The 12,147-nt window shown below is 63.2% G+C and carries 9 protein-coding genes and 5 pseudogenes; 6 read left to right on the top strand and 8 right to left on the bottom strand.

The genetic code is table 11. The annotated features are described in order from the left end of the window. Positions 1 to 40: 40 nt before the first annotated feature. From EP7_RS27825 to EP7_RS27805, 5 genes and pseudogenes are all read right to left on the bottom strand, one after another. Positions 41 to 409 (bottom strand): hypothetical protein, encoded by a 369-nt coding sequence (locus tag EP7_RS27825; RefSeq protein WP_463528491.1) that lies wholly within the window; start codon positions 407 to 409, stop codon positions 41 to 43. A 24-nt stretch (positions 410 to 433) separates the two neighbouring features. Further along, positions 434 to 889 carry a hypothetical protein gene (locus tag EP7_RS27820; RefSeq protein ID WP_463528490.1) on the bottom strand — a complete coding sequence of 152 codons (456 nt, stop codon included), beginning with the start codon at positions 887 to 889 and terminating at the stop codon, positions 434 to 436. Positions 890 to 1,014: 125 nt separating this feature from the next. Next, a complete protein-coding gene (locus EP7_RS27815) occupies positions 1,015 to 1,275 on the bottom strand; it encodes a hypothetical protein (protein WP_463528489.1) in 261 nt (86 codons plus the stop codon). Positions 1,276 to 1,467: 192 nt separating this feature from the next. Further along, positions 1,468 to 2,724: an IS701 family transposase gene (locus tag EP7_RS27810; RefSeq protein WP_463528540.1), complete on the bottom strand. Its 1,257-nt coding sequence runs from the start codon at positions 2,722 to 2,724 to the stop codon at positions 1,468 to 1,470. 270 nt (positions 2,725 to 2,994) lie between these two features. Then, a pseudogene (locus EP7_RS27805) lies at positions 2,995 to 3,989 on the bottom strand (IS701 family transposase). A gap of 329 nt (positions 3,990 to 4,318) precedes the next feature. On the opposite strand from EP7_RS27805, the gene EP7_RS27800 reads away from it, so the two are divergent. The 4 genes from EP7_RS27800 (at position 4,319) to EP7_RS27785 (ending at position 7,740) form a co-directional block, all read left to right on the top strand. After that, the gene (locus EP7_RS27800; protein WP_463528488.1) at positions 4,319 to 4,627 is read left to right on the top strand and encodes a transposase; all 309 of its coding nucleotides are present in this window, start codon (positions 4,319 to 4,321) and stop codon (positions 4,625 to 4,627) included. Positions 4,628 to 4,750: 123 nt separating this feature from the next. Beyond that, positions 4,751 to 5,266, top strand: coding sequence for a transposase (locus EP7_RS27795; protein WP_463528487.1), 516 nt, complete (start codon positions 4,751 to 4,753; stop codon positions 5,264 to 5,266). A gap of 461 nt (positions 5,267 to 5,727) precedes the next feature. After that, a complete protein-coding gene (locus EP7_RS27790) occupies positions 5,728 to 6,273 on the top strand; it encodes a sigma-70 family RNA polymerase sigma factor (protein WP_463528486.1) in 546 nt (181 codons plus the stop codon). Positions 6,274 to 6,801: 528 nt separating this feature from the next. Then, positions 6,802 to 7,740, top strand: coding sequence for a serine/threonine protein kinase (locus tag EP7_RS27785; protein ID WP_463528485.1), 939 nt, complete (start codon positions 6,802 to 6,804; stop codon positions 7,738 to 7,740). A gap of 109 nt (positions 7,741 to 7,849) precedes the next feature. Here the strand turns inward: EP7_RS27785 and EP7_RS27780 are convergent. The 3 genes and pseudogenes from EP7_RS27780 to EP7_RS27770 all read right to left on the bottom strand — a co-directional run. Beyond that, positions 7,850 to 8,365 (bottom strand): annotated as a pseudogene (locus EP7_RS27780) (IS1595 family transposase); the annotation flags it as partial. A 108-nt stretch (positions 8,366 to 8,473) separates the two neighbouring features. Then, positions 8,474 to 9,579, bottom strand: a pseudogene (locus EP7_RS27775) (ISNCY family transposase); the annotation flags it as partial. 203 nt (positions 9,580 to 9,782) lie between these two features. Beyond that, on the bottom strand, positions 9,783 to 10,235 hold the full coding sequence (locus EP7_RS27770) for a transposase (protein ID WP_463528484.1): 453 nt from the start codon (positions 10,233 to 10,235) through the stop codon (positions 9,783 to 9,785). A 678-nt stretch (positions 10,236 to 10,913) separates the two neighbouring features. On the opposite strand from EP7_RS27770, the pseudogene EP7_RS27765 reads away from it, so the two are divergent. Together EP7_RS27765 and EP7_RS27760 are read left to right on the top strand one after the other, a co-directional pair. Continuing rightward, positions 10,914 to 11,192: pseudogene (locus tag EP7_RS27765) on the top strand (transposase); the annotation flags it as partial. Positions 11,193 to 11,261: 69 nt separating this feature from the next. Next, positions 11,262 to 12,097: pseudogene (locus EP7_RS27760) on the top strand (IS5 family transposase). Positions 12,098 to 12,147: the final 50 nt, after the last annotated feature.

Genomic DNA, 12,147 nt, shown 5'->3' with positions numbered 1-12,147 from the left:
TCTTCCAGTAGGCGTCGTACTGGACACCTTAATGCAGACATCACAGGGCTGCCATCCATTCCAGTCGCTTGACCCGCCACCGCGCCGCGGTCTGTTTCAGGCGGCGGCCGATCGCCGTCTTGCACGCCCCCTCGACCATCCCGCTGCCGATCGAGCGGTCCTCGGACAGTCGTCGCCGATACGGCTTGTGGTCGCCGTGCGGCTCCAGATAGCCGATTAACTCCGAGACGTTTCTGGCCTCGGCCGCCAGCTCCGCCAGCAGGATCGACACCCGGGACTTCAGCAGGGTCCGGCGGCGGCGTTCGTACCACGCCTCCGCCGTCGCCTCCTCCCCGTGCAAGGCGACCGCCGCGGCATGCACGTACTTGCCCGCTTGGTAGATGTCCAGCACCCCGGCGGCCCCGGGCAAGTTCTTTCGGACCTCGTTTCCGATTCACTTCGCCCCGTCGGCCAGCACCGTCAACTCGGCGGTCCGCTTCACGCCCAACCGGGTCGCCGTCCGACGCCACTGCGGCCCCAACGCGGTGCTGGTGCGAATTGCCGCCGTCGCGAATCGCACGTCCGGGGCCGGCATCCGCTGGTTGTCCCAGTCGTCGAGGTCGGCGAACGCCCCGCACCGCTCACGCTTGCCGAAGATCGAAAGCCGCACCTCGCGCCAGCCGCCGGTGGTGTTGACGCAGGTCCCGTCGATCTGGAACTCCACGTCGCCTGTCGCCTCGCGGAACGGCTCGGCCGCCTCGGGGGCCTCCAGCTGCCAGGCACGCATCAGGCCGCCGTGCAGATCGCAGGGCTTGCGGACGGTCTTATCGCAGACGACCAGCCCGGCGACCGTGCGGAAGTGCCGGGCGCGGCGCTCGAACGACCAGTCGGCCCCGAGCGTGTAAAGCAACTGCTGCGCGTGCGGACTGACGAAGCCGTCGAGGCCCAGGCGGTCGTCGAGGGCGTGGGCGTGGGCGCCACAGCGACGGCAGGTGAAGTAGACCCGCGCGAGGGGTACGTCCCCCGCGGCCGTGATTAGGCGACATTCGGCCCGGCTGTGATGGCGGCGCTTCCCGCCGAAGGGGCAGTCCCATCCGCGTCCTCCTTTTTCTCCAGGTCGGCCGCCTGGGCGTTGAGCCGATCCCGAAGGAAGCGGCGGCCGCGCTCGACGACGGCCAAGACGCGGCCATCGGGCGTGGTGTCGGCCAATTGCTTCAACTCGCGGACTATGGCCCGGGCCTGTTCCATGGCGGCGTCTTCCAGTTCATCCCGGGCTTCGAACGTGCGGTGAATCATGGGAGACATCCGTGATCGAGAGAGGCCCCGATTATCCCAGATCCCGCAGTCGGACCAGGAACAATTACCGCACTCCTCCGGACTCAAGGTTCGGGTCGGCTTGCGGTCTTCGGGGGCCAGATTTGATCCGGGGCAATCCGGATTCTCGAAGAATGGCCGATCGTTGAGAGGTAGCGACGCGGGAGTGACCGCTCAGAATCGCTCCGGCTCGGCCGTGGAGAGGCCCGGAGCGCAATCGTCCGGCGAGGTCAAGGAAGTGGAAGGAGCGCTCATCGAGCAGGAGGTGAACCAGTGAGCCAAGGCCACTAGGCTCATGTGATGATTCCAGCCCTCCCATGACCTGGTTTCGTAGTGTCCCAGGCCAAAGAGACGCTCTGCCTCGAGGAAAAAGCGCGAGGCCGAGTCGGCCTGATGGATGGCGTGGGCGATCTCGTCCAGAGGAGATCCCGGTCCGGCCTCGGAGAGGAAGTATCGGAGCGAATCGTAGTCGTCATCCGAGTTGCCCCGGATGATCAACCACAGTGGCCTGGAGACCATCGAGGGCAGAGGTGAGCGGATCCGGATCATGGCGTACTTCTGACGGACCAGACCGGTGGACGTGTTCATCAGGACGATCCGCCAGCGATCCGAGGACAGGATCTCGCAAAGGCCCGAGACGGTGCTGAGAATCTCGTCGTGGCCAGGGAACGACTCGCCAGCGGCCTCGGAGCCGGGGCGAATCGGCTCCCGAGCAAAGACCATCTCGTTTGGCGAGACCTCCACAAGGAATCGGGGTTGGCTCACCTCCAACCCATCAATCGCCTCGCCCTCACCGGAGAAGTCGGCACCGGTGACGACCCAATCGACCTCGACCAGGGCCATCGATCGGCAACGTTGGAGCAAGTCCATGGCGATCTGGGATTTGGTCAGGTGGTGCGAGCCGATCGGCACATGAGTCCTGAGCCTTCGGCGGCGGACCACCTCCGAGCCGTCACACCAGGTTGCTGGCAGGTAAAGCCGGCAGTCGAGCAGACTGGAGAACTCGCCATTGCTGGCGACCAGGTAAATCCCGACCTGGCTATTCTCGTTTCGCCGGCTCGTGGCATTCCACTGCCGAGAAACGCCCACGCTTTCCCGCCCCTTCTTGGCGAAGCCGTGTTCGTGGACCGTCAAGACTGTCGGCCCTTTTCGGGCCATTTCGACCCGCGAGCCAAAAGCCCGTTGGATCTCTTTCATGACCGAGGAAGCTCGCCAGGGAGCGGCATTGACAAACTTCTGAAGGGCCGACATCCGCCCTCCGCCGATCGCCAAGGCGATCGGCTCGATGCTTTTGCGCGAAAGCCCCGACATTAGCCCCTTGAGATACGTCCGTGCGTGCCGACGAGATTCTTCCTTGCCGAAGATCGAATCGAACGGGAGGATCAACTCCTCGATTCGTCCGGACGCTTCGCGAACGTCATCCTCGGTCATCGCGCGGCGCTGTGGAGACCAAGCCATAATGCGTTGTCCACCCACGGAAGCCCGCCGCTCGATGCCACAAACCGCGGGACAGGCTGGACCCAGTTGCAAATCACTCTGGAGGGGGGGACCTAAGCTCATCACAGCTGTCTCGATCCAAAGAAGCGGTCATCCATCCCCCATTACAAGCGCCGCTTCCGGTGGCATTGAAACCAGATTCGAGGCAAGATCGTTCGACTTATAATAAGCAAATCTTGATATTATTATTTCTTATATTAATGGTTACGCGATTTCTCGTTTCGGGAGTCCATAGAGGTGTTTTGAAAGGTACGTCCTGACCGCTTCACGGACCACTCGTTTTTTGGCCTCGTAGCAGCTGATGCCGGTGGTGAAGAAGCTCCTTTCGAGCCTCAATAAGGCTCGCAATGCCATCCCGATGTGGTTGCGTTGTGCCCGGGCCGAGCGGGCCTGCGAACGCTCCACGCCAAAGGTCTGCTTCAGGTCCCGGTGATAATTCTCGATCGCGTAGCCCCTCTCGGCGTACTGCTGTCAGGTCATCTCGCCCATGCCCAGGTCGCTGGTGGCCCGGCATTGAATGTCGCCGTCCGGGGCGACCAGCTTGAAGACGCGGACCGGCCCGTATCCGACCAGGTGAATCACCGTCCCGGAGGCCGAGAGCGTCGCCTCCGACAGCGGAATTGCTCCTCGACCCTCGGGATTGACCCGGCGATTGGACTTCAGCCACGTCATCCGGAACCACCCCAGGCCGCGGACCTGCTTGAGGTTGTCTAGGCTGGCGTACCAGCCGTCAAACAGGACGATTCGAGGCGCGAAGCCCCGATCCTTGGCGATCAGCATCAGCTCCCAGAAATGGTCATTCTTGGTGCGGCCGTCGGCCTTGTCGTAGAGGCGGTAATCGCAGGGGATCTTGCGATCGCCGTCGGTCCACAGGAGGGTGATCAGATTGATCCCCAGGACAACCTCGTGATGCTTACCCGACCAATGCCGGGTGACCATGGCGATGTTCCGAGCGTGGGGCTTGTCCAGGGTCGTGTCGTCGATGACCAGAACACCCGCGTTCAGGGCAACGAGGCCGCAAGCCTCGTCCCAGAGCGTCTCGGGGTCGAGCTCGATGCGGGTAGCAGGCGAGTGAAGCTGTCGTGGGCCGCGGACACAGGCGAGGGCTGTTGCACGCGTGCGGCCTCGGTGCAGGTGAAGGTAGAGGGTGAGGCGACAAGGAAGTCGATGTAGTCGGAATTCCAGCATTTCGCGGCGATCTTACCTCCATCGTCACCGAACCATCTAGTTGTCGATAAGTGAACATATTGAAACCTATCGAGTAAATCTTATATATAATAAAGGTGTGAGTTCACGGCCTGGAAACCCTGAAAGCAAGGGATATCGGAGGTTTCAGAGCGTTCAATCATCCACGTTCGGAATCCCGCTACTCGTAGAACCCTCATTGTCAGTCATTCCGGCCCGTGAACGCGGACTACAAAAGAATCGGGCTCATGATCCCGGTCCGGTGCCGGGGTCTTGACCTCAACCCGCTTCTCCGCCTTCCTCGTCCTGGATGATCGGATCACGGGGCTCGGGGCGACGACAGATGGACTTCCCCATCGGCTACCTGATGGACGAGTCGGCATGCTATGCCCGACTCCTGAGGATCCTCCACCCGGGCGGACTGGCCTGCCCGCGATGCGGTGGCGTCGACGGACTGGGCGTCCATCGACGCCACCGCGAGCCGGTCCTGGACTATCAGTGCTCCGTCTGCGGACGCGTCTTCAACGCCTGGACCGACACACCCCTGCGGGGCTCGCAGCGGCGGCCCTCGCAGCTCATCCTCATCCTACGCGGCTTCGCCCAGGGCTCTCCACCGCGCGGCTGGCCCGCGAACTGGGCTGCAGCCGGATGAAGCTGCTGGCCTTCCGCCACGCGCTGCAGGGCAACGCCCTGGTGGCCTCGGATAGATCGCCGCTGCCCGACGCAGTCGCCGAGGCCGACGAGATGGACCAGAATGCGGGGGAAAAAAGGCCGCGTGCATCAGGATCCCGGCGCGCTGCCGCGGCGGCGCGCGAACAAGGTGCGCGGCCACGGCTCCTTCATCGGCGACCGCCCGCCGGTGGTCGGAGTCACCGGGCTAGGTTCGGGCAAGCTCCGGCTGGCCGTGGTCGAGCGATCCGACCGCGCGACGCTGGAGGGGTTCGTCGTGTCCTCGACGCGCCAGGGGTCGCTGGTCTGCACCGACGAGTGGCGGGTCTACGGCCATCTCGCGGAACACGGCCGGCGGTATGCGACGGTGACTCACGCCCCCGGCCGACGCGAATGGGCCCGCGACGACGACTGGGATGGCGTGCGCGAGGTGCACGACAACACGCTGGAGGGGATCTGGACGGGGCTTCGGAGCTTCCTGATGACGTTCCGCGGCGTGAGCAAGTGGTCGCTGGCCTGCTACGTGGCGAGGTTCGAGTGGTCGTACAACTTGAAAGAGGTGAAAGATGACTATCTGAGGATCTTGCTCGGCGTCAAGCTCGGCACCGGGCCGGGATCATGAGCCAAGAATCGAGCTCCGCCGCCGTCTAGGGCCGATATTCGAGGAACTCCACGCCACGCACCTTCAGTTAAAAAAGGTCGCGAATTATATGGCGAAGTTCTATATATTACATGTTTCGGCATTTGAAGGAATGTTGGCGTTTGCCTCAATTTCTTGTTGCGACCCGTGATGATAGTGTGCTTAGATCCAATCTCCGGAGTACGACCTCGGCTCATAGCAAATCCGCAGGTTGTTCGGTCCGGAGTAGGTCAACGCCACCACGAGGAATGCCCTCATTCGTCATGACGGCGATTAATCACCGATGCTTCCTCCTTAGAGGCTTCCCTGTGCTTAATACCTATGCAGCCCAGCCAATCAGCAGTCGTTCGCGGCATTATGATTCGTCCCGACCCGATCCACTGAAATTGATCCCGCTTCGTCGGGAGACTACTGAAAAGGTCGAAGAGCCCTGGGAACCGATCTTGAACGAGGCGATGAGGAGCTATCGGACTTATCTGCGAATCCTCGCTGACCGAGGGCTTGCCTCTGACCTGAAATCCAAGGTGGATGCCTCTGACCTCGTTCAGGAAACGTTTGCCGAGGTCTATCGGGAATACTATCGGTTCGAGGGGCTGGCCGATGAAGAGTTCAAGGGCCTCTTGATCCGGATGATGATGAACAATCTGAAGAGTTTCACCCGTCGCTACCGGGGTTCTCTAAAGCGCGAGATCAGACGTGAGGTCCCGCTCGGCGGGTATGGAGATGAGACCGGACCAGGGCTCCAAGTGGCCGACTCGGGAGTTTCTCAGGGCGAGGCCGTCGCTGCCGAGGAGGATCTTCAGAGGCTCCGAACGCAACTGGCCAGGCTCCCCGAGCGCGACAGGTTAGCGGTGACGATGAGGTCGGAGCAGGGCAGCACCTACCGCGAGATCGGCGAACGGCTGGGCTGCTCCTCGGTCGCGGCCCGCAAGATCTGGCTTCGGACGGTCGAGAAGCTTCGTCGGGCCTTGAAGATCTCCCAGGCCTAGAGACGTCGTCCAGCGAGAGCTGGCTACTCCAGAACGGCGGTTGAGTGCATGATCCCATGAAGGAACCTCTTGAGGATTTCATGGACCCGTCCTCGTCACTCGGTGCGCCAGGCTGGCCTTCTGGGGTCTTCTAAGATGATTGAAGATTCCAACACGCTCTTGCCCCCCGTCCACTCCCAGGCCCTGTGAGAATCGCTGCCGGTTGAGGTCATCGGCTCCCCAGATCACCGAGACCGCGTCGACGTCACCGCCGACGAACGTCCTCGATCGACTGGAGAGGGGTCGCTTTGTCGAAAGCCTCGGCCTTGAAGAGGAACTCAAAAACCGATGAGCATCGATGAGCCGAGCGGCGGATCGTCGATGGAGCGATTGATCACCTTGCTTCTCCAATCCTCCGAGTGGGAGCCTGATTCAGCCGTCCTCCAGCTGACCGAGGTCTTCGGCAATCCTCAAGGCTCAATGGAATCGCGACTTGCGTCGGGATCGGATCGAGCTTTGCAAGCGGATCCCTCGCACGATGAACGTGAATTGCTCCGACTCATTGAGGAACTCACCGAGGAACGACGGCTTGCTCGAGAGCCGCTCCAGGTCGGCAGCTTGTTCGGTCGCTACACCATCCTCGGCGAGATCGTCCGGGGCAATTCGACCATCGTCTACTGGGCAGGCGACCACGAACAGGTTGGTCCGATGGCTCTGAAGACTCCCCATCCCGAGCTGGCCGATGATGACCAGTGTCGTCGGCGATTCAAGCTTGAGGGGATGATCGGCTCGATGTTCGATCACCCGAACATCGTCCCGGTTTACGAGTTCGGAGAAATTGACCAGGTCCCTTACATTGTCATGGAGGCCGTCGACGGGATAACGATGGCCGATCTCCTCCAAAATGACGGTCCGATCTCGCCGGTCGAGGCCGCTCGACTGGTCCTCGAAATTGCCGGGGCGATTGGCCAAGTCCACGATCAAGGGGTTCTGATCCTCGACCTGAAACCTCAGAACATCCTACTCCAGCGAACAAAACTGGACGATTCCGGCGGTCAGGAATGGAGACCGTTGCTAATTGATTTTGGGCTGGCCATCCTCGCTGTCGAGGAGGAAGAGGATCCCGACGGGCGGGCGATGGCCGGAACCCCGTCGTACATGGCTCCCGAGCAGATCCTCATCGGCCCGGCCGGTTGCGGCCCATTCACCGATCTCTACGCCATCGGCGTGATTCTCTTCGAACTCCTGATCGGGCGACCTCCGCACCGGGGCGTGAATCGATTCGAAACGATCCGAGCCGTGATCGTCGAAGATCCAGTCGCCCTTCGAGACCTCCACCCGGCCATTCCCGCCGAATTGGAGGCAATCTGCTTGAAATGCCTGTCAAAAGCGACCGATGGCCGATACATGAAGGCTCAGGAATTGATCAGCGATCTTGAGCAATTCCTCGAAGGCGTTTCATCGTCGCCCAGGAATCTGACCCGATAAGCGGTCCGTGGGACAATTCCAAACCAACCACCGACGATTGGCTCTTGGCAACATCACGACTCGAAACCACGTTGCAATATTGCAAGGTTGCGGGCGTATCTGGTGTGGCTCAAGACTGATTCCAGGGTGTTACTAGTAGCTGAGCGATGAGGGCCCCCAGTAGGGCTCTTCCGCGGGCTCGAACGTTGTGGACGAACTGGAAGAACGCGAGGTACAGCGGCAGCGATTCCTGGGGGATGCCGCGGTGGGGGCGGAGCCAACTCCGCAGCAGCGACCAGAAGCCCTTCAACGTGTTGACGTGGACCTCACAGAAGCCGTCGCCGTCCTCGTCGCGGGCGTACTCCCCCTTGCCGTGACAGACCATCTTATGCCAATACCCCAATTATTCCAGCCGGGCCTTCCAGCCGGGCATAGATGTCGTACTCGTCGGTGTGGACGAGCGTCCCCGGGGCGATCGTCGCCTCGATCAGCGGGCGGATCGTCGCCTGCTTGACGTTCTCCAGCATTCGGATCACGACTCGGTTGCCGCGCTGGAGCTGCCGAAGATCGGCGGCTTCTCCTTGGCCAGCGTCCCTCGCCCCGGAGCCCCCTTCAGGCGTCGTCGCCGGCCGACTCGGCCTTTTTTCTAGGACGGCACGACTCCCTTGATCAAGGCCTCTTCAAGCGATCGCAGGTAGCCCTCGGGAGCCTGGCGAAAGCGTCGGCCCATCGTTCGGGCCTTCTGCCGGATCGCCAACTTGACCCGGAGCGATCGCCACGCATCCGGATCCGCGGGGGCCAGGTCATCAGCCGTGATCGTTCGTAGCCGGGTCGCGGCCGCGGAGGCCACGCGCACCGAGCCTCGCACCACCATCCCCGGCGACGCCACCTTGCGCCCGCTGCAACGCCGCTCGTGGTGTCGGTAGGAGCCGAAGAACTGCTCCAGGTCGTTGTTCGTCCGCGGCAGGTCGGCCGTGTCGTAGCAGGCGAACAACCCCTCCCAGTAGCTCCGCGTCACCTTCAGGAAATGGCAGATCGCACCGACCAGCCCCCCGGCCGCCCTGCGATGCCGCGCGATTGAGCCCACGAGCCCGCGGAAGCGACGACGCACCCCGGCAGCGTCCAGGCCGTTCGTGTTGCGGAGGATCGCCGCCGCCCTGTGCACCCAGCCGAAGACGGTTCGGATCTCGGGTCAGGCCGACTCGGTCGCGTCCAGGCCCTTGCCCAGGATCGCCCGCTGTCGCGTCAACTCCCTCGGCAGCCCCTTTTGGCGGCGACCTCATCCAGGCTGGCCGCGACCTTGGCCAGCCGGTCCCGAAGCACCAGGCCCGGCGCCTCCAGCGGCGGCCGGCCGTCGTCGGTCAATGACGATCGGACCGCGGCGCAGTAGCCGCGGATCACCTCCGCCTCGTGGTCCTCGCGCCCATCGAGCTTGCGTTCGATCGGGCGGATGCCGCGGACTTCCTTCTTCAATCGGACCTTGGCATGGCGGTCGGCCTCGTCGATCGGCCGGGCCGCCTCGCGAAGGTAATGGAACTGGCAGAGCCCGTGCGGCACGCCGGGCAGCACCTCGGCGATCGCCTTGCGGATCGAATGCTGGCCGTCGGAGACCACGCCGACGATCGGCACTCCGGGGAAGCCTTCAGGCGAGACGGCGCCCTGCACCTCGCGCAGGAGCCTGGCTAGGTCGTCTTGGCAGGATGACAGGAGGCTCCGGGCCAGGAGGATCTCGCCGCTGAGCACGTCGCGGAGGACCCAGAGGACCTCGTGGCCGACATCCGGCTGGAGCCCATCGATGGCCAGGATCACCCGCCCGGCTACGGCGGTGACCCGGCGGAGTCGGGCCCGTGACGCCGTTGAGGGTGATGACGGTGCGTCGATTCTTATAGGCGGCCCAGAGCGTCCCGCCACACGCCGGGCAAGCGGCTTGTCGAGACGGTTAGGTCCTGCTCACGAGCCGGCTGGGGTCGGGCGATCCGCCTGAGCATCGATCGAGCCCTCGAGGTGCTGTAGACCCGAGGAGTAACGGATGATTAGGCCCCGATCAAGGGAGCCGTGCCGTCCTAATTCATTTTAACGGCCTCGGGATGGCCCTTATGTCCCGCCACCACGTCGACTTCGTCGCATTCGACCTCGCTGGAGAGTTCCTCCGGCGGGGTCCGATCGACGATCCGCTGACGGAGCGTCGTGATCATCGCGCGGGCGTCCCCCTTGTCGATCCCCAACTCGCGGGCGATCTGCAGGCCCGAGAGGTTCAAACCCATGAGGTACAGGCAGGCGATCCAGGTGCGCAGCGGCTGATGATGGCCGGCGAAGACGGTGTCGGTCAGGTCGTCGAACCGCTTGCGGCCCGAGCGGCACTCGTACCGCCGGCGATCAGGCTGGGTCTCGTCACGGCCGTTCTTGACGACCGAGGTCGAACCGTACGAGGAGCAGGCGACGCCGACAGGCCAGCGCATGTCGCGGACGGTCTGAAAGCACTTGGCGTCGTCAAAGAGGTTCTGGATGTTCACCATGATGCGGAAGCTCGATGGTCTGATCGAGGAGGAAGCCAAGGTTGTTCCAGACGATCGATCCTATCGAATCCGAAGACCGTACGCCCCATCACCTGGAATCGGTCTTGAGCCTCTGGTGTTCCAAAACTCAACAAATGGTTTCAGAAAGTACAAAAATGACTGCTGCTCGTTCAGCTTAAGCATACCATCAAGCATTAACTCTCGCTCAGAAATTTGACACGACAGTTGGCGAACGCACGTGTGCTTGCATAATTAGGAAGAGGCGAGCTCGAAGGCGTGAACGAATCGATGGATGAGTTCAACCGAAGTGGGCGTCCATAGGGACTGATGGCGAGCTTAAATTCAGGTGATTAGCAAAATCCTAGGCCAGCCAATAGGCTGGCAATATGGACTTGTACGATTACGAGCGGCACCTCATCGGGCAACTATGCGGGCATTGCCATGAGGCAACCCGACCCTCTCATGAGCGGCAACGACGATGCCCCGCCTGCCGTCGCAAGTGGAGCTATGAGCAGCGTCGCATCCGCTGGGAGCTGCTCAAGGCATTCTGCCTGTCCGCCACCGCCCATCACGCCGCTCGCACCGTCGGGTGCTCCTACCCGACGGCCTACCGGGCCTTCACCCGGTCACCGCCTGACGATGGCTGGCATCGCCGCCGAGGAGAAGCGGCCCCTGCTCGGCGAGTTGGAGCAGGACGAGTCGTACTTCGGCGGCAAGTGGAAGGGCAAGCGAGGCCGTGGCGCGGCGGGGAAGGTGGCCGTCTTCGGCGTCCTGGAGCGGGCCGGTAAGGTCTATACGGTGGCCGTGCCCGACTGCAAGAAGGAGACGCTCATGGCGAAGATCGAGGCCGCCACGGTCAAGGGCTCGGTCTTCTACACCGACGAGTTCGTCAGCTACAACGACTTGAGCCGCTTCGGCAAGCATGTGCCGATCGACCACGGCGAGGTCTTCGCCGACGGCCTAGCCTCTGTCTGAGGGATGACCGCGTCGCTATCTTGTCGCCTTGCAGCATCTTGCGAGGATGTCATGGCGAAGCGGCATGAGCTGACCGATGAACAATGGGCCCTGATCGCCGACCTCTTCCCGGCGCAGGGACGCGGCGGCCGCTGGGCCGACCACCGCACCGTCCTCAACGGCACCCTGTGGCGGATGCGAACCGGCGTCCCCTGGCGCGACCTGCCCGAGCGTTATGGGCCGTGGCAGACGGTCTACCACCGCTTCAACGCCATGCGCAAGGCGGGGCTGATCGACCGCATGCTCGAGCGACTCCAGGTCCGGCTCAACGCCGAGGGGCTCATCGACGCCGAGTTGTTCTGCATCGACGGCACCGTCATCCGCGCCGCGCGGGCGGCCGCCGGGGCGTCGAAAAAAAACGAGCCGGCGAGCCGGAGGACCACGCCCTGGGCCGGTCCCGCGGCGGCTTCGGCACCAAGGTCCACCTGGTCTGCGACGGCCGCGGCATCCCGCTGGCGGCGGTGATCACGCCGGGCCAGCGTCACGAGTCCACCCAGTTCGAGCGGGCCATGGGCGAGGTGCGGCTGCGGGGCCGACGGGGCCGACCGCGGTGCCGCCCGGTCGCCCTGGCCGGCGACAAGGCCTACAGCGACCCGCGGATCCGCCGATGGCTGGCGCGGCACGGCATCCGGGCGGTGATCCCGCGCCGGTCGGACCAGCGGCCCGGAGACGGCCGCGTGCGATTCGACTCCGAGGCGTACCGCCGGCGGTCGGTGATGGAGCAGTGAGTCGGCTGGGTGAAGGAGTGCCGCGCCGTGGCGACGCGGTTCGACAAGCTGGCACTCAACTACCTGGCCACGGTGAAGTTGGCCATGATGCAGAGATATCTGAGGCTATTGACCATATAACCCCTCCGTCAGACAGAGGCTAGGACACATCAACAGGATCGAGGGCTTCA

The organism is Isosphaeraceae bacterium EP7 (assembly GCA_038400315.1).
GTDB lineage: Bacteria > Planctomycetota > Planctomycetia > Isosphaerales > Isosphaeraceae > EP7.
The sequence above is the reverse complement of the archived record's forward strand: the minus strand, read 5'-3'. Positions and strand labels throughout refer to the sequence as shown.